Origin of the sequence: Mesorhizobium ventifaucium (assembly GCF_935822925.1) — a bacterium.
Taxonomy (GTDB): domain Bacteria; phylum Pseudomonadota; class Alphaproteobacteria; order Rhizobiales; family Rhizobiaceae; genus Mesorhizobium; species Mesorhizobium ventifaucium.
Genome location: NZ_CAKXZS010000003.1, coordinates 68594 through 93212 on the forward strand (window position 1 = coordinate 68594; position 24619 = coordinate 93212).

At 57.9% G+C, this 24619-nt stretch carries 21 protein-coding genes; 8 read left to right on the forward strand and 13 right to left on the reverse strand.

Translation table 11 applies throughout. From position 1 onward, the window contains the following. Positions 1–259: 259 nt before the first annotated feature. Complete coding sequence (locus NMG70_RS02240; protein ID WP_254023017.1) at positions 260–1600, forward strand: nucleotide sugar dehydrogenase; 1341 nt, start codon at positions 260–262, stop codon at positions 1598–1600. Between the two features lie 206 nt (positions 1601–1806). Here the strand turns inward: NMG70_RS02240 and NMG70_RS02245 are convergent, their stop codons facing one another. The 3 genes from NMG70_RS02245 to NMG70_RS02255 form a co-directional block, all read right to left on the reverse strand. After that, positions 1807–4089: an FG-GAP repeat domain-containing protein gene (locus NMG70_RS02245; RefSeq protein ID WP_254023018.1), complete on the reverse strand. Its 2283-nt coding sequence runs from the start codon at positions 4087–4089 to the stop codon at positions 1807–1809. Position 4090: 1 nt separating this feature from the next. Beyond that, positions 4091–4240, reverse strand: a complete 150-nt coding sequence (locus NMG70_RS02250) for a hypothetical protein (protein ID WP_254023019.1) — start codon at positions 4238–4240, stop codon at positions 4091–4093. A gap of 99 nt (positions 4241–4339) precedes the next feature. Next, entirely contained in the window at positions 4340–4687 is a 348-nt protein-coding gene (locus NMG70_RS02255; RefSeq protein ID WP_367185480.1) for a PIG-L family deacetylase, read from the reverse strand. 240 nt (positions 4688–4927) lie between these two features. On the opposite strand from NMG70_RS02255, the gene NMG70_RS02260 reads away from it, so the two are divergent. From NMG70_RS02260 to NMG70_RS02275, 4 genes are all read left to right on the forward strand, one after another. Continuing rightward, complete coding sequence (locus NMG70_RS02260) at positions 4928–5185, forward strand: hypothetical protein (RefSeq protein ID WP_254023021.1); 258 nt, start codon at positions 4928–4930, stop codon at positions 5183–5185. A 20-nt stretch (positions 5186–5205) separates the two neighbouring features. Then, positions 5206–6459, forward strand: a complete 1254-nt coding sequence (locus NMG70_RS02265) for a class I SAM-dependent methyltransferase (protein ID WP_254023022.1) — start codon at positions 5206–5208, stop codon at positions 6457–6459. Further along, entirely contained in the window at positions 6456–7679 is a 1224-nt protein-coding gene (locus tag NMG70_RS02270) for a class I SAM-dependent methyltransferase (protein ID WP_254023023.1), read from the forward strand. Before NMG70_RS02265 ends, NMG70_RS02270 begins: the two co-directional genes overlap by 4 nt. A gap of 391 nt (positions 7680–8070) precedes the next feature. Next, entirely contained in the window at positions 8071–8421 is a 351-nt protein-coding gene (locus NMG70_RS02275; RefSeq protein ID WP_254023246.1) for a Rossmann-fold NAD(P)-binding domain-containing protein, read from the forward strand. A 23-nt stretch (positions 8422–8444) separates the two neighbouring features. On the opposite strand, the gene NMG70_RS02280 is transcribed toward NMG70_RS02275, so the two are convergent. From NMG70_RS02280 to NMG70_RS02295, 4 genes are all read right to left on the reverse strand, one after another. Continuing rightward, positions 8445–9347: a hypothetical protein gene (locus NMG70_RS02280; protein ID WP_254023024.1), complete on the reverse strand. Its 903-nt coding sequence runs from the start codon at positions 9345–9347 to the stop codon at positions 8445–8447. A gap of 88 nt (positions 9348–9435) precedes the next feature. Then, positions 9436–10440: a glycosyltransferase family 2 protein gene (locus NMG70_RS02285; protein WP_254023025.1), complete on the reverse strand. Its 1005-nt coding sequence runs from the start codon at positions 10438–10440 to the stop codon at positions 9436–9438. Positions 10441–10469: 29 nt separating this feature from the next. Then, positions 10470–11453, reverse strand: coding sequence for a class I SAM-dependent methyltransferase (locus tag NMG70_RS02290; RefSeq protein WP_367185486.1), 984 nt, complete (start codon positions 11451–11453; stop codon positions 10470–10472). 233 nt (positions 11454–11686) lie between these two features. Then, on the reverse strand, positions 11687–12970 hold the full coding sequence (locus NMG70_RS02295) for a glycosyltransferase (protein WP_436798337.1): 1284 nt from the start codon (positions 12968–12970) through the stop codon (positions 11687–11689). Between the two features lie 341 nt (positions 12971–13311). Here NMG70_RS02295 and NMG70_RS02300 point away from each other — a divergent pair, with 341 nt between their 5' ends. Further along, the gene (locus NMG70_RS02300; RefSeq protein WP_254023028.1) at positions 13312–14178 is read left to right on the forward strand and encodes a glycosyltransferase family 2 protein; all 867 of its coding nucleotides are present in this window, start codon (positions 13312–13314) and stop codon (positions 14176–14178) included. 140 nt (positions 14179–14318) lie between these two features. After that, positions 14319–15629, forward strand: coding sequence for a polysaccharide biosynthesis/export family protein (locus NMG70_RS02305; protein WP_436798338.1), 1311 nt, complete (start codon positions 14319–14321; stop codon positions 15627–15629). Between the two features lie 17 nt (positions 15630–15646). On the opposite strand, the gene NMG70_RS02310 is transcribed toward NMG70_RS02305, so the two are convergent. Next, on the reverse strand, positions 15647–17122 hold the full coding sequence (locus tag NMG70_RS02310; protein WP_254023030.1) for a hypothetical protein: 1476 nt from the start codon (positions 17120–17122) through the stop codon (positions 15647–15649). Positions 17123–17276: 154 nt separating this feature from the next. On the opposite strand from NMG70_RS02310, the gene NMG70_RS02315 reads away from it, so the two are divergent. Further along, a complete protein-coding gene (locus NMG70_RS02315) occupies positions 17277–17510 on the forward strand; it encodes a hypothetical protein (RefSeq protein ID WP_254023031.1) in 234 nt (77 codons plus the stop codon). Positions 17511–17602: 92 nt separating this feature from the next. Here the strand turns inward: NMG70_RS02315 and NMG70_RS02320 are convergent, their stop codons facing one another. The 5 genes from NMG70_RS02320 to NMG70_RS02340 all read right to left on the reverse strand — a co-directional run bounded on the left by NMG70_RS02320 (position 17603) and on the right by NMG70_RS02340 (position 24458). Further along, entirely contained in the window at positions 17603–18289 is a 687-nt protein-coding gene (locus NMG70_RS02320) for a sugar transferase (RefSeq protein ID WP_436798339.1), read from the reverse strand. 458 nt (positions 18290–18747) lie between these two features. Then, positions 18748–20685, reverse strand: coding sequence for a GNVR domain-containing protein (locus NMG70_RS02325; protein ID WP_254023248.1), 1938 nt, complete (start codon positions 20683–20685; stop codon positions 18748–18750). Between the two features lie 56 nt (positions 20686–20741). Next, positions 20742–21512 carry a response regulator transcription factor gene (locus NMG70_RS02330; RefSeq protein WP_254023032.1) on the reverse strand — a complete coding sequence of 257 codons (771 nt, stop codon included), beginning with the start codon at positions 21510–21512 and terminating at the stop codon, positions 20742–20744. A gap of 407 nt (positions 21513–21919) precedes the next feature. Continuing rightward, complete coding sequence (locus NMG70_RS02335; RefSeq protein ID WP_254023033.1) at positions 21920–22639, reverse strand: Crp/Fnr family transcriptional regulator; 720 nt, start codon at positions 22637–22639, stop codon at positions 21920–21922. Between the two features lie 679 nt (positions 22640–23318). Next, entirely contained in the window at positions 23319–24458 is a 1140-nt protein-coding gene (locus NMG70_RS02340; protein WP_254023034.1) for an acyltransferase family protein, read from the reverse strand. Positions 24459–24619: the final 161 nt, after the last annotated feature.

The following is a 24619-nucleotide window of genomic DNA, read 5'->3' on the forward strand; positions in this document are numbered from 1 at the left end:
ATCTTCGACCTCGCGAGCGAAGGTGGCTCCCAGATCCTTTAGGACGTCGCTTGAAAGCTAAATGTGGCAGCGCCAGGTTTATTTGACAACGTGGCTTGGGGTAAGCATTTCGGCTGTTCTCCCAATGGTGCTATCCATGCTATTTTCGGCTCTGGGGTCGGCTAAGCGCATACATTTTGCTGATTGCTGTGAACTGCTTCCCCGCGTAATTGAGGCGATCCTTTATTGTCGACATTGAAGCGAAAGTTGCCAGCATCTCATGCAGACTCCTCCAGACCTTCAGGAACTGGTTAACCGCATCCGAACGCGGGACTACACCATTGGCATCATGGGCCTCGGCTACGTTGGTCTGCCACTCGCCATGATCTCGCTGGACGCGGGGTTCAAAGTCATCGGTTTCGACATCGACGCGTCTCGGGTTGCACTTCTTAACCGCGGAGAAACAGGCATAGATCATTTGCCTGGTGCTGCCATCAAAGTGGCTGTCGACAGCAAGCGGTTTCGCGCCACCAGTGATTTCGCCGACCTAAGCGAACCCGACGCGATCTTGATAGCGGTGCCAACGCCGCTTACCAGAAACCGGGAGCCGAACCTGTCGTTCGTCGAAAACAGCGCACGTGCGATCGCGGAGCGGCTGCGCCCTGGTCAACTTGTCGTTCTGGAGTCGACGACCTGGCCAGGAACGACGCGGGAGGTCGTGCAGCCGCTGCTCGAGGCGACGAATCTTTCTCTGGGAAAGGACTTTTTTCTCGCCTATTCGCCCGAACGGGTGGACCCGGGCAACGACGTACACACCACCGCCACAGTTGCAAAGGTGATAGGCGCCGACGACCCATCGTCCCTGCAAGTAGCCAAGGAACTGTATGATCAGATCATCGTGCAAACCGTTCCCGTGGCCTCCACCGCAACGGCAGAGGCTGTGAAGCTGACCGAGAACATATTTCGCTCTGTCAACATTGCGTTGGTCAATGAGTTAAAGGTGATTTTTGACAGGATGGGCATCGACGTCTGGGAGGTGATCGAAGCCGCCAAGACCAAGCCGTTCGGATATATGGCGTTTTATCCAGGCCCTGGCCTCGGCGGGCACTGCATCCCGATCGACCCATTCTACCTGACCTGGAAGGCAAGAGAGTACGAAGTAACAACACGCTTCATTGAGCTTGCCGGTGAAATCAACACGAATATGCCGCATTATGTGGTTGACCGCCTTGTAGAGGCCTTGGACCGGCGAGCCGGCCGCGGCCTGAGCGGTTCGCGGATCCTGGTGATCGGGATGTCCTACAAGAAAAACGTGGGTGACACACGAGAAAGCCCATCGTTGAAGCTGATCGACATCATGGAGCGACGCGGGGCAGTCGTTGATTACCACGACCCCTACGTACCGGAGATACCCGGAACAAGAGAGTACGCCACCCTGGCAGGTCGCCCCTCTGTGGATATCTGCGCTAGCAGTTTGGCATCGTATGATGCCGTTGTCATCTCGACAGATCATGATGCGATTGATTGGCAGAACATCACCAAGCACGCAAAGCTGGTGCTCGATACCAGAAATGCTTGTGCGCGCAGTCAGTCACGCACCGATAACGTCGTAAAGGCATGAGCGGCCCGACTTGCGCACTGGCTTGGTCAACCGCTAGCAACAACGTCGAATAGTTTAACACGTCGAGCGGTTGAATTCATTCAGCGCAGCGCAATTTTTCCGGACTTGAGCGTCGAGGCATGAGCGCCCGCGCAGCCGTGTAAACAGGTGGAGCCGGCCGAGGTCGCTACGGTTTGCGGCGCCGGCCGGTGCTCACCCCCTCCCCGTCAGCGGGCCTTTTGGGCGCCATCGGCATCCTTGCCGACCGCGTCATTCCGCCAGACATGGATCGCTTCGAATGCGTCCCATGCGATCGACACAATGTCGAGATCCCTGTCACCGTCGAGGTCGACCGTCCTTGCTCCCAGATGGCTTTCCATCCCTTCGCCGACCAGCTGCTCGATGAACCGTCCCCCACCCAGATTATGCCAGCTCGAGAGGCGAAGTGCGCCGCGATGCTCGCCCATGATAAGATCCGGCCTGCCGTCCCCAGTCATATCGGAAATTGAAAGGCTATTAAGGGACCCGCGCGAGGTGATTTCGTGTTGCTCCCAGTCGGAGGAGCTGTCGCCGGGGTTGTGCCACCAATACGCCTTAGCGCTGTCGGCTTTGCCATTTTCCTCGGTCACGACGATGTCCGCACGTCCATCGCCATCAAGATCGGCGGCCGCGACGCGGTCGGGATAGACCATTTCAGGAACTTTTCCAACATGCCGAAGCTCCCAGTCTGGCGAGCCGTCACCTGGATTGCGCCACCATGCGGCCGTCTTTGCATCGCCGGTCGTGGCGACAAGGTCAAGTAGACCGTCGCCATCGATATCGGCGAATGCGATCCCTTCATCAGACGCTTCGGCGCAGATGCGGGTGCGCGGCCATGGCTCGACTGTTGGATCGTCAGGAATCTTAAAGTAGAAAACCCCACCGCCACTCGAGACCGCCAGCTCCGGCTTCCCACGTTTTACGACCTGGGCTAGCGCATGGCCCTGAGAGCCGAGCTCATGACTGGCGGCGGGAACCTCTCCGATCTCGTGCTCTTCAAAGCGGTGCGCTTCAATGTCCTCGGCATGGAGCCACACCAGATGCAGCGCCCTGCCTCCGCCGCGCTGTGCTATGACCTCCCCGCGCCCGTCACCATCGAGATCCAGGGCCGCGACCGCGTCCACACCCTCGGCAAGCGGGGTCCGTTCCCATTCTGTGTTCCAGGCTTCGGACGGTTGACGGTACCAGAACGGACCCGAGATGATGTCAGTGAGATCATCACTATCCATGGCGGAAAAAGCGATCCCAAAGGAGCGGACGTGCCCGTTCGTGATGCGATGATAGGTCCAGCGGTCGAGGCGGACCGATGCAGGCGGATCCAGTCGATTGATCCACACTCTGACAGGCGGGTTGCCCACCCAGTTCGCCCCATAGATGTCAAAATCGCCGTCCCTGTCGACATCGGCGACGACGCCGTTGTGGAGACCCACATCGTCGATCACTTGACGGGCCCAGCGCGTTCCTCGCCCGTCGACATTGTAATGGATCGCGAGCTTGCGCTCCTCGGTCGTATGCATCTGCCCGACAACGACATCGTTGTCCCCGTCTCCGTCCATATCGGCGGCCTGCAGCGTATGGGCGCCCGCGACAGAAGGCTGAATGACATGGCGGATCCAGCGGCCCGTCGGTCCGGCGAGGGGCTGGAACCAGGCGACGTCGTCAGTGTGCTCGGAACTTGAAGTCAGAATGTCGGCGCGGCCGTCCTGGTCAAGGTCGGTGACGAGCGCCTTGAATGCAGGATTGAACGGACCAAGCTCGTAGCTGCGCCATAGTGCTGCATCGCGTGCTGCCGCTGCGCCTGGATTCGACGCCCATACTCCGTGCAGGACGAGATCGACATCAGCATCGCCGTCAATATCACCGATTGCCGTTCCCTCTTCGCCAAGGTTGAAGAAGAACAAGCCCACGCGGGTCCAGGAGCTGGGGCTTTCTTGGAAGAAAATCATCACTTCGCCAGGCGCCCGTACGACGATATCAACGAGGCCGTCCCCGTCGAAATCAGCCGCCTTGATGTCTTTGCCCCAGCTGCCGACTGCACCGATTTCCCGACGCTTCCAGCTGGGACCGTGGGTCGGGTTACCATTCGGCCGGGGGTTCTCGAACCAGACGAGATTGACAGCATCGGGCCCATCGGCCGTGACGATGTCGGGATCACCGTCCCCATCGATGTCGGCAAGCACTCCGTCGGTGGTGAACTCGACGTGGGGCCTCGCGATTACGGTGTGAACCAGATCGGGCCACCGCCACCAAGACATCGCATCCTCGGGGAAGCCACCAAGAACGAAATCTAGTCGACTGTCGCCGTCTATATCGCCAACAAGCTTTACGTCTCCTGAATAGGGGGCAATCTCTTTGCGTTCAAAAACAAGACCCGACTGTAGAATCTCTTCGGGAGGTCCCTGTCCCCGAGCGGCCTCGCAACTTGCGAGGGTGTACCCGATCATCAGGACCGCGATCAGGCGGCCGAACATGCTAAATGTTGATTTCGCAGCGGGGGAACATTTCGTAGTCGGCCAGCAGCCGTCCGACGAAATCCCCCCCCGACAAGTCCGACAGCGTCCGCCATTCATCTTGGTTCTCCAGGCGCATCTGCGACGCATGCGCCGCCAGCGCTTCCTGCATTATGCCGATAACATCGCCAAGATAGGCGAGGCTATTGGGCGTGGACGACGCAATGGTACCAATCCAGGCTGGATACTCGAATACCGTAACAGGGCGACCCTAAGCACGAAGCGCCGCGCGAACTGCTGCATTGACGGCGACATGATGGGAAGTCGGATACTTTGCATAGTTCACGAAAACGCTCTGCGGCCGCCATGACTTGAGCATCGACACGACCGCATGTGTTATCTCATGAACGTGATGATTGGCCGCCCCGCCTGGAAGGCGTAAGAAGGTAACACTTTCGGATGAAGCGCCCAGACGATGAACTGCTTCTATGGCTCCGGCTTCGCGTGTCGTCCGCAAGGTTTCAGGATGCCTAAGGTCGCGACGGCGGCGCCATCGGCGACAAAAACCAAACGGACCTAGGCACCCGAGGCAATCTTTTTGGCCGCAACGCCACCGCAACCCAGCGTCTCATCATCCGGATGTGGCGCAACAAATGACAGCCGACGCTGACCAGTCGCCTACTTCAAACGGCTTAAGTCGCAGTCGCAATTTACTATCAAGCATGGTGCTGAAGGTCCGCCTAAGGTCCACGTTGGTGCGCTTCCATCATCCGTTCGCTCGCGTTGTTGAAGGCCGATCGCCCGTGGTAACAGAACTCACGGGCGTTCGAGACCTGTGCTTGTTGGTGGGGAAGACTTTATGAAAGTGGGTATCCTCGCGGGAGGATTTGGGACACGGCTGGCCGAGGAAACAGAGAGCCTGCACGTGTTCAAGCCGCAATGGACGGCCCGACGCGGCGTCGCGCAGCGCTACGAGGCATTCGGCACTGTTGGTTTCTTGTTTGAAGAGTTCGAGGGGGGAGCGCTTCAGGCGCATCGCCCACGTGAAGAAGCTGATCCGCGATTGCGAACTGGACGAGCACCTGGTCGCGTTCCCGTTCTGGCCAAAGCAGACTGAGCCGGGCTAAGGGGGACGATATGGACATGATGTGCCTAGATGCGAATTCGGTGACCGAGCGGGCCTGTCGATCTTGCGGTGGAAGTGGCATTGAGACGTTTCTTGAGTTCGGTAAAACGCCACTGGCCGATCGCCTTCTCACCAGCAGCGACATCGCGGAACCGGAGCCCATTTTTCCGCTGCGCGTCGCGTTCTGCAAAGACTGCAGCCTCGTCCAGATCACCGAAACGGTGAATCCGATAATTCTTTTTGCCGATTCTTATCCATATTATTCTTCTTTCTCCCCTGCTCTCTTAAAGCATTCGCGTGCGAATGCGGTTGATCTGATCAACCGCCGCGGTCTTGGCCCGGAGAGCCTTGTCATCGAATTGGCGAGCAATGATGGTTATCTGCTGAAGAACTACGTCGAGGCGGGAATTCGGGTGCTCGGAATTGATCCGGCCGACGGACCTGCCGCCGCTGCCGAGAGGGTCGGCGTGCCCACGCGCTGTGCATTCTTCACCCGCGATCTCGCGGAAACGCTGCGCGCGCAAGGTATGCGCGCGGACATTATCCATGCCAATAACGTGCTCGCCCACGTGGCCGACACCAACGGATTTGTGGCAGGAATTGCCCGACTTCTCAAGGATGACGGTGTGGCGGTTATCGAGGCACCCTATGTCGAACCTTTGATCGAACATTGTGAGTTCGACACGATCTATCACGAGCATCTTTGCTATTTTTCAGTTACTGCACTGGATAAGCTCTTTCGCCGTCACGGGCTTTACCTCAATGAGGTCAAGCACCTTTCAATCCACGGCGGTTCACTGCGCCTTTATGTGGAACCGCGCGAGAACGTGGGTGCGACAGTAAAGGAACAGCTTGCCCATGAAGCCTCGCGCGGGATCGATGCGATCGGCTATTTCCGCGATTTCTCCACCAAGGTCGACGCGCTGAAGCGCGACCTTTCCACGCTCTTGCGCCGGTTAAAGTCGCAGGGTGCCACGATTGCCGCCTATGGAGCGGCAGCCAAGGGAGCAACGCTGATTAACACCGTCGGCATCGGGCGCGACCTCGTTGACTTCGTCGTGGATCGCAACGTCTATAAACACAACAAATACATGCCCGGACAGCGCCTGCCGATCCGCTCGACTGAAGCGCTTCTCGAGGTGCAACCCGACTACGTCCTTCTCCTTGCTTGGAATTTCGTAGACGAAATTCTCGATCAACAGGCTGAGTATCGTGCACGCGGCGGAAAATTCATCGTCCCCGTCCCAACGCCGAGAATCATATGACAAAACAGGCGGACCGCGCGCAAATGGCTTGCCTGAAAGCCGATGGACCGACGCAGTCGACGGCTTCCATTCGAACCGATTGCTTGGTCTGCGGTCAGCGAAATCTGCTCAATTCGGTGCTATTCGAAGCGTTGCCCCTGCTCTGCAACGCGCTTTGTGCGGACGCGGCATCGGCGCGCGCGGCACAGACCGGCAGATTTGCGACTACCTTCTGCCTCGGCTGCACGCACGTCTTCAACGCCTCATTCGAGGAAAATCGCATCGGTTATACGCAAAGCTACGAGAATTCGCTTCATTTCTCCCCCCGTTTCGTGGCGTTTGTTGAAACGCTGGCCGAGCGCCTGAGCAGGACCTACGCGCTCTCGGGGAAGACGATCGTCGATATTGGATGCGGCAAGGGGGATTTCCTGAAGCGGCTAAGCATGATCAGCGGTGCGCAGGGAATCGGTTTCGACAAGAGCTTCGAGGACAATCGGGGGGAGGCGGTCCCTGGCGTACGATTTATCAACGACTGGTTCGGCGATTCCTACGCGGATCTGCGTCCTGACCTAGTGGTATGCCGCCAGGTTCTCGAACATATCGCCGAGCCGGTGAAATTCCTGCGCGGCCTTCGCGCCCATCCGGGCATCGGACCGGAGACGGTGTTCTTCTTTGAAGTCCCGAATGTCCTTTACACGCTCCGAGATATGGGAATCTGGGACATCATTTATGAGCACGCCTCCTATTTCACGCCCGCTTCGCTGAACGCGGCGTTCGAGACGGCTGGCTTTCGAGTGCTGGATGCAGGGACGTCTTTTGGCGACCAGTATCTTTACATTGAGGCGCGGCCGGCTGCCCCCAAGAACGTTACTTCCGTTGACAGCCGCGAGATCGAAATGCTCGTCCGCGATTTCGAGCGCGCCTATCGCGACAAGATCGAGCGATTGGGTGGTTACATCGCGAGGCGCAATCCCCAGCAGACCGTCGTCTGGGGAGGGGGATCGAAGGGCATTACATTCGTCAACGTGGTGCCAGGCGCCGATCGGATCCGCGCGATCATCGACGTGAATCCGCACAAGCAAGGTCGCTTTGCCCCAGGAACCGCCACTCCGGTCCTTGCTCCGGAGGAGTTGCGCGGCCAACCAGTCGAAACAATCATCGTCATGAACCCGCTCTACCGCGAGGAGATCACCAGTCTCGTAGCGGAGCTCGGCTTCACACCGGAGATTGCGGTTGCATGAAAGTTCAATTCAACCGCAGCGGCGCGAAAGCGCAGGATTGGTAGGGGATACTCCCACCAAGGGTCATCGGACTTTCTCGCCTCGTTTTACCCCGACAATCTGGCAGAGAGGCGCTCACCTTGATTGCCGCGGGCACCTCGCTTGCCCTTGAACATCAGCCGGCGCGGAAAGAGGTAGCCTCCCGCTTCTTGATCGCCTGCGCGGATGGGCGTGTGGGACGCGGGATGGTCCATCGGTAATCGTGCTGCACCAAACTGCCCCGGGTGCGTAAGACATACGTCGTTTGGGGACGTTTACGTTCCCACGCTCCGGCGTAGCGCCGAGCTACAGCACCTGTGGGGACGCGACCGTGACCAGTATCTCTTCATCGAAGCAAGCCTCCCGAAATCGGATGACGGCCGGTCTTTCAAGCCCTGGAGGGATCGATACCTTGGTCCGCCGCTTCGACCAAACCTATCGCGACAAAGTCGCTGGTGGCGCGATTACCCATTACCTTGCAACACGGAATCGAGAGCAGACCGTTGTCTGGGGTGCGGGATCAAAGGGCATCACTTTCGTCAACGTCGTTCCCGAGGGCGCGCGGATCAGCGCCCTGGTCGACGACAACCCGCACAAGCAAGGTCGCTTTGCTCCAGGTACAGGCACGCCTGTGGTTGGGCGGGAGAGCCTGCGCGGCAGACCCTGCGGTCGATATTGTGATGAACCCGCTCTATCGGGACGGAGTTGCCCAGGCGGCGAATAAGCTTGGTCTCGCGCCGGATATCATCATTGCATGAGCCGGCGACCCACCCTTTGTGGCTGACGGACTGACTTTACCACTCCATCGACGTCGATCCGTTGCAGGTTGACCGGCCTCAGCCAGCAATGTCGCGTATAGTCGGTCGACCGACGCATAAACTGTGTCCAATTGAGTGGTGTCCTGAACAGCGCCCGCCAAAGGGACAGGGAGTTAAGCCCGATCAGAAAGCGAGACTGGACGAGCTGCCCGCGCCTGTCCACCGCTGCATAGGTTACGAACCCGCGAAACGCAGTGCCGAACCTCTTCAGCACAGCATCAACCTGCACGTCGTAGCGTTCGTTGGCAGCGAAACCTTGAAGCGACTTTGTTGTCCCGACCGGCCGCGTGTGTCTTACAACAACATCGTCAACTATGGCGTACCGCAACCAAGGCATGTCAGTCAGGCGGGTCCAAAGAAGGTCTATTCCCGTTTCGTAGCCGAGCCCGAACAATTTCATCGCCGTTTGCAGGCACTTGGCGCTGAACACCGGGCACATCATCTCGACCGTGTTGGTATATCGCAACAAGTATCTGTCACCGCTGACAAGCGTCGCTGCGTAGGAGAAATAGCTGTTCCAAGACAGTGCTGGCTGAAACAGATCAAGTTTATAGCGGCGGCCGATAGCGAACAGACGATTCAAGTCCAGCTTCGTCGTCTCGATGTCATCATCGATCAGTGCAATGAGATCGTATCGCGTCACAATTTCAGGGTAGCGTTGAAACAAGGCATGATAGCCTGCGATCTTGCGCCCCGGGAGAAATACGCTGAAATCGTTCTGTCCATGGGAGACGCCAGCCTCGTAGGCGGCGACGAGAAGATCGAAGTCGGCGTCGCCCGCCCCATCAGTCCAACCGGCATGCAAAGAGCTACGCCCCGCCCGTACGATCACAAGGTTCTTCCTGCCGGTGCCGGCCGGCGGTCCCGATCCAGGCGAACCCTCTGAGCCGTTTGGTTTAGCGCGTCGCACGGTCGATCAGTCAGTTATCGGACTTCTGAAGGCGAACGCTGGGAGATTTCCCAAATAGCCCTCCTAGACGCCGAATCGACGTCCCAATCGATTGGCGCAGGTTTGGCGAGACGGCGCCGATTAGTTCCAGCACATAGCAACCAACCCGGAATGGATGCAGCGCCCACACTGTGAGATAAGGCAATGTCGTATGCAGCGGCGCGACGCTTCTGCCTTTCCAGGCGATTTCCAGCTGATGCGACAGCAGGCTCAGATGTTCGAAGCACCGGTGGTTCTTGACGCCGGGATTGGTCCACTTGCTGCGCGTCATCTTGTCCGCAAGTTTCGTCGAGCGCCCGGCATGATCCCGGTTGTAGAGCGTCATCCCTGGAACGTCGACGAATGTGCCCAGCACCGCTAGGTCAACCAGAAGAGCGCGGTCAGACATATAGTATTTTCGGTGAAGCGACGTTTTCGCCAGGGCCGCACGGCGCATGATGCCAAACATCGCATTATCCGACCCGCCCGCCGCTACTAGCATTCGAAACCGGCGGCCGGGTGTTATCCGTGTCATGTCGGGGAACGTCGTGGCATACACGGAAACATTTGGCTCGCCGCTGGCAGGCTTAGGAATGACGTTGCTGTTTGCGTCCACATATTCGAGCTTGCCATAAGCAACCACCGCTTCCGGATCCGCGACCAGTGCTTTCACACCAAGCCTGACGAAATTGGGACTTATGAAATCGTCATGCGCGCACCACTTGAAGAACTCTCCCCGAGCCAGCTGGAAAGTCAGATTGTAGTTACCCGACGCGCCCAAATTCCTTTCATTCCGGACATAGCGGATTCGTTGGTCGTCAGCGGCGAAGTCGAGACAGATTTCAGCCGTACGGTCGGTAGATGCATTATCAGCTATAATCAGCTCGAAATCACCGAAATCCTGCTCGAGGATCGACCGGATCGCCTCGGAGACGAAATTCTCGCCGTTGTAGACCGGCATGCCAAGGGAAACTTGCGGCGACTTGGAATGTTGCATTTTCCAGCTTCTTCTTGACGAGAGCGCAATCAGACCGCGACGACTTCCGGTCGCAGGTCCAGCGCAATCAAGGATTGCGCCACTTCGTTCAGGTATATCGGGTTCATGACGATGACGAGATCAGGCGGAGTGTCCAATAGGTCGCTTGGCGCGATGACCGGGTGACCGGTCCCGGGCGTAAACTTGCCTTGCTTGTAGGGGTTGATGTCGACTGCTGCCCAGACTTCGTCTCCAAGCTGCAAGGTCGTCAGGAAAGACACTGCCTTGGAGCCGCCGCCCCACAGGACGACCCGCCGGCCGGCGGCGTGCGCGGCGCGAATGCGCTCCTGCCAGGAATTCTGAGCGGCTCGCACGCGGGCGGGAAAGGTTTCCGCCAAACGGTGCATCACTTCCAGATCGTGCTCGAGCGGTAGTCTCGGCGTCGTCCGGCCGGCCGACGGCCGGGCGTACTGAACGATGTACTGGTTATCATAGACGAGTTCCAGATCGGTAACGTCGAAACCTTCCTGGCGAAACAGGCGTGCATGCGCACCAGGACTGAAATAAGAGCAATGCTCGTAGTAAATGTCCCAGAACGCGCTCTCCACGAGCACACGTTTTGCATCAGGCGTCTCGAAGACGGCCCAATCCTGGGTCCTTTTGCCAATCATCTTGCGGATCAGCCGCACGAAACTCGACACCGAGCTTACGTGTTCGAGTGTGTGGCGACAGAGGACCGTATCCGCCTGGAGATGCTGGTAGTCCGGTCCGAAATAGTCGACGATGATCTTGACGTCGCCGTACTCATCATTGCGGCCTTTGTCGGCTCGATAGGCTGGATCAATGCCGAGCCCGGTGGCGCCGCCCGCTATGCAAAGTTCGCGGAGAAATTCACCCTTGCCGCAGCCGATCTCCAACACGTGCTTGCCGGCTATCGCACATTTTTGTGCAATCTCGCGTGCAAGTCCCTTCGCGAAACCGTTGAAGGTGCTGGAAAAATGCTGGGATTCCTCGAAATTGGCCGAGTACCCCATGATCGTTTCGTCAAAGGCCCTGTTGAATATGAATCCGCATGCGTCACAGAATGCGAGGTCAAGATCGCGGCGGGGAAATGCGTGGGCTTCTTGGGCCGAGTTCAGCAGGACGCAACTATGCACCGGGATGGATTCGACCCGGTAGATTGACCGGCTGACTGGCGCCGAGCAGCACGGGCACGCGGCCGGTCCAAGCGCTTTTTTGTTGCTTGCCATGTGAAGGTCAAATGAGTTCATTGTAGAATTGGCTCGACAAGAGAACCGGTGATATCGCGCGTCGAGCTTTCGGCTCCGAAGAGTTCATTGTACTCGGTTGCGCGAGCGAGTTGGACAGACTGGGCCAGGCCAAAGGCGTCGAGTATCGCCAGGTCGAACCTTTCCTCGGAGAACCGGGTCGCGTTCATGCGACAGGCGTGCGGCGTAATGGACACCGCATTTTTCTCGAACAGATCAATGGCCCCAGCTACGGAATCGACAGTTTGACGGTCGAAGAGCACACCTGTCGGATGGGCGCTCTCGCCAAGCGGCCGGACAATGTCGCGCGCGCCGCCGCGGCCGAAGGCGATCAATGGCGTGCCGCACGCCTGGGCCTCGGCAAGCGTTATCCCGAAATCCTCGCATCCAGCGAACACCATAGCACGAGCATTGGCGATTTTTTCGATGTATTCATGCCGCGGCAGATAGCCGGTGAAGACGATGTTGGGGCCGGCAAGCGATCGCAGATGCCTGGATTGTACTTCGTCGCCGACGACAACCAGGCGACGCGACGGCGTTTTGCTGAACGCCTCGATTATCAGATCCGTACGCTTATACGGGGCGTGGAACGCGGCCGTGACGTAGTAGTCATCCTTGTTGACGACGAGATCAAGATCCTCGATGGCGACGGGCGGATGGACTACCCGCGCGTCGCGGCCGTAAATCCGCTCGATTCGAGAGCGGACATAATTCGAGTTCGCCAGCATAAGGTCAGGACCGTGCGCCGTTCTTGTGTCCCAGGTCCGCAGCCTGTGAAGCATGTAGCGAAAGGCGAGACCCTTCGGGCCAAATCCCAAGCGGGCTTGCTGCAAATAGGAGAATTGTTCGTCCCACGCATATCGCACCGGACTGTGCACATAGCACAAATGTGGTTGGTCTGGGCGAGTCAGAACGCCTCGAGAGAATGCGGCCGAAGAGGAAATTACCGCGTCATAACCCGTGACATCAAATTGTTCGATCATGAACGGACAGAGAAAAAATAGTGACCTGTAGTACTTTTCCACGAACGGAAGTCGATTCATGCCGGAAACGTGGAAAATCACGCCTGGAAAATACTCTTCCTTGATCTCCTTCGGAAGAAAATCGAACAGGGTGAAGACCTCGGCTTTCGGAAAAATCTTGCAGATCCGGGCAAGAACCTGCTCCCCTCCGCGAAAGTTCGGGCACCAATCATGCACGACGGCGATGCGCGCGTTGCGGTCAATGCCGGCAAATGGCGTCTTGCTAATGGATCGCAATTGTTTGGTATCCCGGCCCACCATGGTGGTTGCTTTCGGCTGTCGCACATGGCGCATGCATTGCCCTCCCGGAATGTTGGCACTTTTTTCCGGAATTCTTGTTGCCCGGATGCTCAGCGACTGTGTGGCGTCCGCCCCGTCCAAACAAGCTGCCTATCGGGTTAAGCGCCGCACCCTCCCGAGGCTGGATGTACTCCAACGAGGTACGCCTCCTACTTCGATGGGCCTAAGCACGCATCAACGCTAACCTTATGCGCAGGCTGTATCGGCGCGACTGGCGGATTAGGATCATAGCGCGCTCACTTCGCAAGCAGTGGTCGCGCGCCGTATCTGTATCCATTGCCCGCGAGGAGAGTTGATCGTCGATGAAAGTGGTCGTGATCGTCGCAACGTTTGGTCGCAAGGAACAAGTGACTCGGCTTCTCGCACAGCTTGAGCGGCAGACCCTGCTGCCTGACGACGTGATACTCTCGGCCCCCGACGCCGGCCATATTCCCAGCAACACGGTTTGCCGATTTCCTGTATCGTGCGTATTCGGAAAGACCGGCTTGCCGGCGCAGCGCAACATCGCCCTCGATGTCGCAGGCGACCGTTTCGACATAATCACCTTTTTCGACGACGATTTTGTTCCGGCGGACGACTATCTCGAAGGCGTATCGAAGGCGTTCACGCAGCAGCCCGACTGGGCAGTGGTAACGGGACACGTGCTGAAGGACGGCGCGACAACCGCAGGGCTCAGTTGGGACGAGGGTATCCAGGCGCTTCGCGAAGCCGGCCCAGCGACTGAAGCGCGTGGGGTGGATCAAATCAGCGCCTATGGCTGCAACATGTCGATCAGGGCGGCATGCATCGACGGCCTGCGCTTCGACGAACGGCTTGTGCTCTATGGCTGGCAGGAAGACGTTGATTTCACCAGTCAGTTGAGAGCCAGAGGGCGGGTCGTCTGTTTGCCGTTGATCCGCGGGGTTCACCTCGGCATCAAGAGCGGTCGCGTAAACGGCATTCGTTTCGGCTATTCCCAGGTGGCGAATCCAATCTACCTCGTCCGCAAAGGCACTGTTCCATCGACTTTCGCACTTAGGTTGATGGGCAAAAATCTGCTCGCCAATCTCGCGCGCAGCCTCTGGCCGGAACCCTATGTCGACCGGCGAGGGCGTCTGCGCGGCAATCTCCTGGCCCTTTCACATGTCGCAAGGGGCCGGGTGGAGCCCGAGTACATTCTGAAGATCTAGTCCAGAGGTAACAGATGCTCCATGAATTGCCCTTTTCAGTCGACAGCGGCGCTCGTTCAAATCATCGAGTTCGGCGCCTGGGCAAGCTGTCGGCTCGGCGCGACGGCTGGCGCATTCTCCACGTCGTGGCGTATGCGGGGATGTCCCTGGCCTGCATGTTGGGTGCCTCGGCTGCAAACGCCGAAGAGTATGTGCTCGGCCCGCAGGACAAGCTCCGCGTCAAGGTCTACGAATGGCGTGCGTCACGCGACACGATTTTTGCCTGGGATGCTCTCAACGACGAGTACACGGTCGGTCCCAATGGCTCCGTTTCGCTACCGCTGGTCGGCGAAATCAAGGCTGCCGGACTCACCACCGGTGAGATCGCGAACTCGATCGGCGACAGCCTCATGAAAAATATCGGCCTTGTCCGAAAACCGAATACGGCGGTGGAAATCGTCCAGTTCCGACCGTTCTATGTTGTCGGCAAGGTGACGCAGTCGGGAGAATTCGCATACCGGCCTGGGCTGACCGTCTTGCAAGCATTGAGCATCGCGGGCGGGTTGCGGACTCGAGAGGACAAGGACGCCAGGTTCGAGCGCGAAGTGATCCAGGGCCAAGGGGATGTGGGCCTGCTCAGACTGAACGAAGCCAGTCTCCTCGCTCGCAAGGCACGACTCGAGGCGGAACTCTCGCATGCCAGCGACATTCAGTTTCCGGCCCAATTGACATCGCGCATTCGGGACGACGTCTTTGCCATGCTCTTGAAGCAGGAACGCTCGATCTTCCAGGCGCGCAGCGAGGGATTGGACACTCAGGTCAAGGCGCTTCGTGGTCTGCGCGAGTTCCTCGAGAAGGAACTTGCTTCGCTGGAAGCGCAACTCGTTTTCCTCGACAAGCAAATCGGCTCAATCCAGAAAGAATTGACAGCGGTTTCGGCGCTTGTCGCCAAAGGTCTTGCGGCGGCGCCGCGCGAGTTTTCTCTGGAGCGGGCTCTTGCCCAGGCGCAGAGCGAGAGGTTGTCGGCGGAAACCAGTCTGCTGCGCGGGCGTCAGGAAATCAGTAAAACTGACATATCAATTCTCGAGCTCCAGGATGGGCGCAAAAATGAGGTAACGATCGACCTGCGTCAAACCCAAGCTGAGCTCGATGCTCTCGAAAGCAAGACAGAGACGGCAAGGCGGCTATTGTACGAGTCCGCGGTATCTGCCCCGACCCTTCTTGCCCGCCGAGCCGATGCGGAGCTGGCTGCGCCGATCTACACGATTTTCCGGCCGTCGGCGGATGGTGCGACAGTGCAAATCCAGGCTGACGAAACGAGTGCCGTCGAGCCCGGCGACACAATCAAGGTTGAAATACCACTGGCTGCGGATGAAACGGGCGCGCTGGACCTGACATCGACCGAGCGGCACGAGGCGCCGGGAATAGAACTCAAGGCAGAAACCGCCGGCGATACTGTAGGCATTCCGTAGCACCCCGGCGGATTCTGCTAGACGCGACCGGGAACGGCGCCGACCTGCGATTGAATCACGTCTTCACTGGAATCGCGCGAATGCTGGAGCGTCCTTGCAGGAGCTCCAGCAGCGCTGTCGTGTTCAACAGGCAGGCGCCGGCTGACAAGAACGACCGCGAGAGGAATCAGGAATACGATACCCGGGTCGGCGCTGCCGCTTGACAGGGATGCGGCCACGAGCCCCGCCAAGGCGCAAGCGCGAACACTCGATGCGATCGCGTCGACCTCGGGATCGATGCGACCGCGGCCACCCCGCAGCCCGCGCACCAGCATTGCCAACAGAACTGCCATCATCGCCGTGCCGAACAGTCCCAACTGGGACAGCAGAGCGATCGGCCAACTCGAGGCGCGCGAGCTTCCCAACCCGACCCCCAGTCCACCTGTATCGAAGAAAGACTGCAGGCTCTTGTAATTCCAGTAGCTGCGCTCCTGGCCGGAGGCTGATGTGAGTTTGTTAACGACCGTGGTGTCGAAAAGCTGCAAGACCGGATCGAAGAAATGCGGATAGGACAGACCGGCTGCCATCGCGGAGAGGAGCAAGGGCGGCAGCAACGCGATTAGCAGTGCCTCCGCCGACCTCAGCCGACCTGAAGCGAGCGACTTCACGATGGAAAAGACAACGGGCACGCTTACGATTGCAAGACCGACATAGGCGGTCGACGATGTCGACAGCAGCAGGAGAACGAACATGGCCGCTCCCAACCCCAATGCGCATTTGGAGCCGGTCTTGCGCCAATAGGTATAGGAGAACGCCAGCCCTGCCAGCGATGCCGCACCGAACGCCGATGCCTCTGAAAATGCCCCCGCGATCCGCGAAAACCCAGCTTCCGCGACTTGCGTCAGCATGGCGTAGTTGGCGGTACGGATCGGGGCAAGGATGTCGCCGGCACCGAGCACCTTGCCCAGCAAATCCAGGACGCCCATCAGCACGTGCAAGCCGAACCATAAGAAGAAGCCCCGCCTGATATCCGCTAACGTGCCGCTGCGCTGAAGCAGCAGACAGGCCGCCAGGAAGGTCAATCCGCCCAGAATAAAGTAACCCGCCTGAGAGATATTGGCAGACACCGGCGCCAAGGCCGCTTCGTAGACGCCCCTGCCCGTGCGGGACGCAACGAAGGCGCTCGTCTGACCTGCAAAGAGCCTCGGAAACAACAGCGCTCCGATGCAGACATAGATCATCAGCGCGCAGACGATCCATGCGGCACCTATACGAACGAAGACCGCTCCTATTTCCCTCCAGATTCCCCGTCGAGCCAGCGCGGCTAGTATCACCAGCATATCAAAGACGGTAAAGATAAGCGGCGATGAACCGCCAAGCGAGGTTATTGTCCCGATTGACGTCGCACCAAACGCCAGAGAGGCAATCAGCGCAGTGATCATCGACCAGCGCATATAGACGACGAGGGCCAGGATTCCCGTGCAAATCAGTGCTCCAACGACGGAAACCTGCATTTCACACCGCCACGATCAATGAACCAGACCCTGACTGCGCCGCCGGAACCGCTGAGCTAAAATGTTGGGCTTCACAAAATCGAGCGACTCTGATTTGCTTGGGACAAGGTCCGTCTTGCGTGGCGTCGATCGACCCTGGGAGGAGGTCGCCGTGTTGCTTGCCATTGTCGGCGTTGCCGGTCTTGCCCTGGCGATAGGGCTTACGTTGCGCGCGCCGGCGCTGATCGTGGCGACCTTGGTGGTGATCGTCGGCAGCATCGCTGTAGGCAGCTTTCTTCACCTGTCTGTTCCAAACACCATCCGCTCGACGTTTTATCTTGTTGTCGTCACCCAAATTGCCTACCTGGTCGGCCTTGCAATTGCCGTGCTGCGGCATCGCCCGAGGTGACAATAGAGTGGGCGGCAATAGAGTGGGCGACGATCCCTTGTGAGCGACGATCGCTTGAGGCCGTTTCTGCCGCGCCCCTGACATAGCCAAGGTCAGGAAGTCTGATCGAACTTCATCATGGCCGGTATCGTCCGCATCAGGATCGAAAGATCGCGGCGCAGAGACCATGTCCGAACGTACTGCGTGTCCAGCAATACGCGATGCGAATACTCGGTCGTGTTTCTCCCGTTTATCTGCCAGAGGCCGGTCAGTCCTGGCCGCGTCTTCAAATATTCGTGTGATGCGGCGCCATAGCGTTGCAATTCGTCGGCAACGACAGGACGCGGGCCGACGCAACTCATGTCGCCCCGCAAGATGTTGAACAACTGCGGCAGCTCATCCAGGCTCGATTTGCGAAGCATCTTTCCGAAGAACAGGATACGCGGATCGCAGCTCAGCTTCTGGTTGGCCGCCCACTCCTGGGCGGCTTGTGGATTGCAACTCAGATGCCGTTCGAGCACCTCCTCGGCATTCGGCACCATGGTGCGGAACTTGTAGCAATCGAAGGCCTTTCCATTGAATCCAATGCGCCGGTGAACGAACAGCGCCGGACCGCCTGTGGTGGCCTTGATCAGAAGCGGGATCAGAACCAGGATCGGACCGGCCAGGATGAGCGCTGTCGAGGCTACCATCAGATCCAGCAGCCTCTTGGCCCAACCGCCGAGCGGCTGTCGGCTTTCGCTGCGCGCATCGTCGTCAATAACGGCCAGCTCGTCGCACTGCCGCAGGTTACTTTCGATCACGTTGGACATTTTCCGCTTGCGCTCGATTTCAACTTTTCGTTTGCATTTTGGCGACGACGGATGATCTCCGGCAAGCAGGGAAAAGGTGGTAGATCGGGGGTGATTGGCAGCGTAGGCTACCCCTTAGTTGCTAGGCCGGGTACGGACGAATGGCTGCTCCGTTCAATGCCTGGCACGATATCGGATCGATTGTTCGACTCGCGACGCCCTGAAGGGGCGCGGATTGCCTTTGACAGGCAAGTGTCGAATTGACGGGGCGGTGTCGAGACTTGCCGCTGGGCTCTAAAGCGCGACGCATTTGAACGGATTCAGGCGACGCGCTTCAAGTTCTTGTTGTGATGCATGTCGTCATCGCAAAAACCGCTGCGCAGCAAAAACCGCTGCGCACCCTCGGTTCAAGCCCGAGGGCATGCTTTTGCGCGACATGCTGACGCCGCCGCGAGGAAGACAGGACGTCAGCGCGGCGCTTGACCTGCGCGCTTCCGGTAACGCCGAGCCGAAACGGTACGAACACGTGTCATCAACACGCCAAGGACGGAGGAATTGGTGTTTTTGAGTGTCTGCGTCAGGTCTTCCAGCTGATCAAGCGACGTCACGCCCCACTGCGCCACCACAATCACGCCATCGAGAAGCGGGCAAAGAGCAAGCCCTTCGGCTCCTGAACTAAACGGTGGGAGTTCAACAATGACAATACTGTAACTACCAACTTCGCCCAGCAATTTCTCCATATTATCGGGAACAAGCAAATTCGCCGAACTCGATGAATCGTTCTTCAAGTAATAAAACGATGTCTTTTCAATGAATCGGATTTGCTTGCCGATGTCTTTGGGGCTGCCGGAATCCCGATCGATCACGTTGAAATCGGAGGAAAAGAGACGTTCGTTGGCCAGTGCCGACTTATCGTCGGCATCGATCACGAGGGTCGCTGTGCCCGCCCCCCCACACAGCGCCGCCAGATTGCTTACAATGGTGCTCTTCCCATCGCCGGGGGACACGGACGTAATTCCGATGCGACGCCTTGAAGAGTTGGCCCCGGCCAGGCCCATGATCGCCTTGACGCTCCTGAGGCTGCCGCTGAATGAAGAGTCCGGGTTCCTGAGCACCTCGTCAAGCCGCCCAAAACCACCCCGCCTGAAGCTGACCGGCGGCAATTCTCCAATACAGGCCAGGCCCAGTTCGCGACGGATCTGACGCGGGGTCCTCACGTTCCGATCGAGTCCGCGTCGCGCTACGGCGAACCCGATGCCAGCCACCATTCCGGCAAGTGCGCCAAAAGCGAGGATCAGCGTCTTGCGCGGGCGACTTGCCTTCTTGGGGCTCGTCGCGGACGTGATGACGCGAGCATCGGCGATCAGATAAGGCTGTTGGTCGACCGAGTTTGTATATGCCGCGAGCAGGCTTTCATACATCTTTCGATACGTGTCGGCGGTAACCTCCAACTGCTCCAGCGTAATCTGGTGTGTTGGCTTTCCTTCGCTGTGTGCGAGATCCTGTCCGGCGACGGACGTCTCGTCCTGACCGATGCTGTAGTCGTGTTTTGCGCGAAACTCCTGGGCGACCCGGGTCGCCCGGTTCATCTGATCACCGACCTCCCGCATCCGCCTTTCCAACCAGGCGATGCCTTCGCTAGCCGTTGCTGTAGTTGTTTGCACTTGCTCGCGCACGAACGCTTCCGCCGTGGCGTTCGCGATGCGTGCCGCCAATGCCGGATCCTGAGACTGGAATGTAATGTCCATTGCATAGGAGACACCGACACGCTGGACATCTAGGCCATCGCTGAACATCTCCACCGCGTGACGCCGGCGCTCGGATTCCAGCTGCGGACTGTTAGCCTCCATTCGATCCGGCCAGGGCAGCACGCGATGGAAGAAATCCGTGAGCGCAGCATTGCCGGCATGGAATCCGCCGGCATCGACGATGCCCATCCAGGCTCTGCGAAACCTCTCGCCGATAGTCGGACCGTCCAGATCCCCGAAGGTTGGATTGTCCATGAGTCCAAGGTCATCGATCACCATCATCGCGATCTTCTGGGAGCGCAGAACTGCAAGTTGGCTCTCGACCTGAGCAGTATCGAGCGACAGGTTCACCTCGGCCGGTTGCTGCTGGAGGTTTCTGGGTATCTTCGGTTCGATCAGGATCTGGGTGCGCGCGGAATAAATAGGATCCGAGGTAGCAAAGTAGAACGTCGCGCAAACGATTCCGGCGACGACGAACGCAAGGATCGAGAAAAGATACTGCCGGGCAAACGAGACAACGTCAGCGAGGCTGATAAAGTCCTGCGGTGCATCCGCCCCGAGCCATGGCTTGTGAACAATTGCCGCCGGCCGGTCTAGCATGGCTTCAATCCATATCTGCAATAAAAAGAGCGGCGAACTGCAACGGTCGAGCAGCATCGCCACCGGGCCCCGGTTCGAGCATGCAGCCGCGCCACTGTTATGATGACAACCGTTTAGCTCGATCGGCCCAACAGGTGGGCGCCAGGAAACATCTCATTGAGCTTGTAGACGACCTCCGTCCTGTTCGTCGCCTTCAGCTTTTTCATGATGTTGCGGATATGAACCTTGACCGTGCTCTCTCGAAGGTTGAGCTCATGAGCGATTATCTTGTTCGCCTTCCCACGCCTGAGAGCCTGGACGACCTCTTCTTGCCGCTCCGTGAACACACTCGCCATGGGCCTTGTCATTTCGACGGTTGTGTCGATTGCCTTGTGCTGGGCAAGCACGCTGCTTGCAGGGACAAATGTGCCACCGGCAAGGACAAGATTTACGGCTTCAACACAGATCTCGAAACGGATCGATGAAGGGATGTAGGCTTTTGCGCCATAATTCAACGCCTTCAGAATCTGCTCTAGATCGTCGGTATCGGCCAAAATCACCACTGGAATCGGGTGGGCCTCATTCACGAGATCGGCGATTTCGCTGCCGGTCCTTGCATCTGTCACTTTTCGGCTGCCCACGTTCAGCAGAATGGCCGATATCGACAGTGCATTCTCTTGATGCCGCCACTCTTCGATCGAACCGAACGACAGGATTTCCTTGCCGATGCCATAGGCGGTCAGGCATTGCGCAAGACATTGCCGGTCAAGCACTCGCTCGTCCAGCAGAGCTAGGCAGGATTCGGTCAAGCCATGCCTATGAAGATGTATTCCATTCCCGGCCTTGCGCGATACGAATTCCAGTGCACCGGGTGATTTGCTATCCAGTTGAATTGTCGGAACCATGAACTTACTCCCCAAACTCTACCCAACGTTTCGAGACCAGTACGAGATGTACTGCAGGCAAATACTATTTCCCGCTAGCGATGTTCTGCTTGCGTCGCTTTCACTATAGCTGCGGGATTCCCAAGCCCCAACTTGGAACAGCACTACCCGTCAATAATGTTTATCGCCGAAAAGCTGTGCCTTCACTAATTTAGGTTAATAAAACGTAAAAAATTTTTACCCCGCTTCACTTGGCCCTAGCAATTTGGTCTAGGCGGGAGGGTAGCCAGAGAACACACCGACTGGAATCTGGGCCTCGCGTTGTTTGCCAGGCGCGGGTGGTGTCGGTAAAGACAGCCGGCGTCGCCGATGGCCAGTGCGGCTCTAAGCGCGTCGCGCCGCCTTTGCATCGACCGCCAAAGTAAGTGTCAACCATCGATATACCTGTCATCGAACTCAGCAAACTTCGTTACGCCCAGCCGATCCAGCACGCGGACATGACCTTGGCGGAACTCCAGAAACCCGCGTTCCCGTAATTCCCGCAGCATTCGATTGACATGGACCGGCGTCAGGCCGAGCGCGTCCGCGAGGTCGTACTGGGTGAGAGGGCATGCAAAGCCAGTGCGGCTGACAGCGCCGACGCGCTCCAGGCGCGCTCTCAGTTCGAGCAGCAAATGCGCTGTACGCGCCAAGGCGCTGCGTCGGCCTATATTGGTGAGGTGTTGGGCAACAAGCGCTCGCTGGCGCGCGAGCGTTTCTAGAAAAAGCGAGGCTATGTGCGGCGACTTCGCTGCTCCAAGAGCAAGCGTCTTGGCCGAGGCTTCCAGCACCGCAAGGTCGGTTTGAGCCACAAATGTCTGAAGAGCAGCGCCCGTATACGTCTGTGGCAGGACAATGTCGCCCTTCAGGGCAAAGTCCAAAATCTGTCGCTGTCCACCGGCAAGGTCATGAGAAATGCAACCCCAGCCAGACTCGATTATGAAGACGCGATCGCCGTCCTCCCCCTGATTGACGATAGCGGTTTCCGCCGCATATCGCTTCGGCACGAAGCCTAGCGCCTTGATATACGCCTTATCGTCGCTCTTGACTGCGACTGACGCCGGACGGTTTTCATTCCCACTCAATAAAAGGCTTGTAGCATACGTCATTCGAACCCCGCCAATCCTCCCCTAGATACCTCCCTACGCAAAAACGTACTCCAGCTTTGACGTGTTGAGTACCCTGCACGGGCTACAACCATTGGGTGATGTTGCACTGCACTCTCACAAAAAAGCAAGGATCACGCCAGATCGAGCACAGTAGGACCCGAATTCATCATAAAGTTCGACCGCCTTTCTGCACCATCCATTCGAATGGCGAGGCCTCCGGCGGTCGGAAGCGCCTGGTGACACCGTGCAACTTTCGACACGCCACTGTTACGGATCGCTTACGGCTTTCGAGCGTGACTGGCTCGCCCTACCGACTGCAAGCCAGGCATTGCTGCTGACTTGCGGTCGCGCTGACCTTGTCGGGGCGAACCGCCGCTCGTTCAAAATCGGGCGGAACGTGCCGCGACCGCATCCATGCAACGTTCTGATTTCACTCGCAGATAGCACTTCGGGTTGCCCCATACCGAGCAGCACCGGGCCACTCAAGTGTATTGCCGTGACGAGGTTTCAACGGACAAGAGCATTCGTTCACAGCCCGGCCAGTTCGGCTCGACGAGTAACCTTCGCTGCAGTTCCAGGACCGGATCGGGTCGATTGACAGCCCCTCTTTCGAGCCAGACTGTCCGGGTTCAGCCGCGACACAAAAGCCGCGGGATTTCCTGCCCTCCTCTCGGAGACGCTAAACCGCCATTTGATCTCGTTTGGCGTCGGGTCTAGGGAACCCTCGCCTGATGGCGTTTTGAATCCGCTTTTCCAGCGACATGACCGCCATGCTCAAACCCAAAACGCATAGCATGGACAGTGCAAAGGCAATGGGCGTCGAAAAACCTAACGAAAATAACCACCAGACCACAACCATGCCAACCGAGTAGTGATTCAAATATACTGGATAGCTAATTCCCCCAATGTATCTCACGAAATTATGGTAATCCGAAATCTTGTATTTAATAAATTCATTATACCTTATGCCTGCCGCCATCGCATACATGCACATCAACCACACAATCACGGCGGCGGTTTTATACGCATAACCGCGTTCAACCGACATAAAAATCTCAGCAGTGCCCATACAGCCAAAAAGCAATATCAATACTGTCTTCCCCGCATGTCCCATTTCGCTACGGCCATCACCGCCGTTCCTGACAAGAAAGAAGATCATGCCTGTCGCGAAGAAAACTCCGTGCTGCAGCAGAAGCAGTTTGAAGGGGAACCGCGAAAGCACTGATATCGCTTCTTCCGGCCGCGTGGACGGCGGCAGGAAGTGCAACCCGGAGAGAATGAGAAGGTATACCGAGCTCGAAAACCCTATTATTTTGGCCAGATCATAGAGTGACAAGCGAAACCTCGACAAAATTGACGCGGCCACCAGGACGTAGAATACGGCCTCGACGACGAGAGACCATACGACCCCGTCGATATAAGGGCCCTTGGGAGACAAGGTTACCGATCTGCCAAAATCCATCAGAAGATGGGAAAAATCCCCGCCATAAAGAGTTCGTACGGCCAAGCTGACGAGCGCGGACAGCCACAAGGCGGGCAAAATACGCGAAGCGCGCATGCGCGCGAAACGCAGCGCTTGCGACACGCCCCCTTCACCTGCGGCGCTCATGGCAACGACGAACCCGGAAATTACGAAAAAAATTTCGACCCCTACAGCACCCAAACCGGCAAACGCCGACAGAAAACCGAAGGCGACATCACCTCCCTCGGTGACTGACGCACTGCTCCAGGCGAATGTCGCGAAATGGTTCAGTAACACCAAGAGCGCTGCAAAAATGCGCAAGAAGTCCATGACGTGGTAGTGGACATTGCGTTCCATTAATGTTTCCGAACCTTGCCAGATTTCCGAACCATGCCGGAGGCCAAGGTCGAATATTATCGCGAAACGGTCAGTACACCTGCTGCTACCTTCGGATATAAGCCGAATTGATAAACCGTCGGATATGACTTGGTTCGTGGACAGATCCACCGATCTGCTAC

Coding starts and splice junctions, on each gene's coding strand:
- NMG70_RS02240 (WP_254023017.1), top strand. CDS start 260: ATGCAGACTCCTCCAGACCTTCAGGAACTGGTTAACCGCATCCGAACG.
- NMG70_RS02245 (WP_254023018.1), bottom strand. CDS start 4,089: ATGTTCGGCCGCCTGATCGCGGTCCTGATGATCGGGTACACCCTCGCA.
- NMG70_RS02250 (WP_254023019.1), bottom strand. CDS start 4,240: ATGCAGGAAGCGCTGGCGGCGCATGCGTCGCAGATGCGCCTGGAGAAC.
- NMG70_RS02260 (WP_254023021.1), top strand. CDS start 4,928: ATGAAAGTGGGTATCCTCGCGGGAGGATTTGGGACACGGCTGGCCGAG.
- NMG70_RS02265 (WP_254023022.1), top strand. CDS start 5,206: ATGGACATGATGTGCCTAGATGCGAATTCGGTGACCGAGCGGGCCTGT.
- NMG70_RS02270 (WP_254023023.1), top strand. CDS start 6,456: ATGACAAAACAGGCGGACCGCGCGCAAATGGCTTGCCTGAAAGCCGAT.
- NMG70_RS02275 (WP_254023246.1), top strand. CDS start 8,071: ATGACGGCCGGTCTTTCAAGCCCTGGAGGGATCGATACCTTGGTCCGC.
- NMG70_RS02285 (WP_254023025.1), bottom strand. CDS start 10,440: ATGCAACATTCCAAGTCGCCGCAAGTTTCCCTTGGCATGCCGGTCTAC.
- NMG70_RS02290 (WP_367185486.1), bottom strand. CDS start 11,453: ATGGGGTACTCGGCCAATTTCGAGGAATCCCAGCATTTTTCCAGCACC.
- NMG70_RS02295 (WP_436798337.1), bottom strand. CDS start 12,970: ATGGTGGGCCGGGATACCAAACAATTGCGATCCATTAGCAAGACGCCA.
- NMG70_RS02300 (WP_254023028.1), top strand. CDS start 13,312: ATGAAAGTGGTCGTGATCGTCGCAACGTTTGGTCGCAAGGAACAAGTG.
- NMG70_RS02305 (WP_436798338.1), top strand. CDS start 14,319: ATGTCCCTGGCCTGCATGTTGGGTGCCTCGGCTGCAAACGCCGAAGAG.
- NMG70_RS02310 (WP_254023030.1), bottom strand. CDS start 17,122: ATGCAGGTTTCCGTCGTTGGAGCACTGATTTGCACGGGAATCCTGGCC.
- NMG70_RS02325 (WP_254023248.1), bottom strand. CDS start 20,685: ATGCTGCTCGACCGTTGCAGTTCGCCGCTCTTTTTATTGCAGATATGG.
- NMG70_RS02330 (WP_254023032.1), bottom strand. CDS start 21,512: ATGGTTCCGACAATTCAACTGGATAGCAAATCACCCGGTGCACTGGAA.
- NMG70_RS02335 (WP_254023033.1), bottom strand. CDS start 22,639: ATGACGTATGCTACAAGCCTTTTATTGAGTGGGAATGAAAACCGTCCG.
- NMG70_RS02340 (WP_254023034.1), bottom strand. CDS start 24,458: ATGGAACGCAATGTCCACTACCACGTCATGGACTTCTTGCGCATTTTT.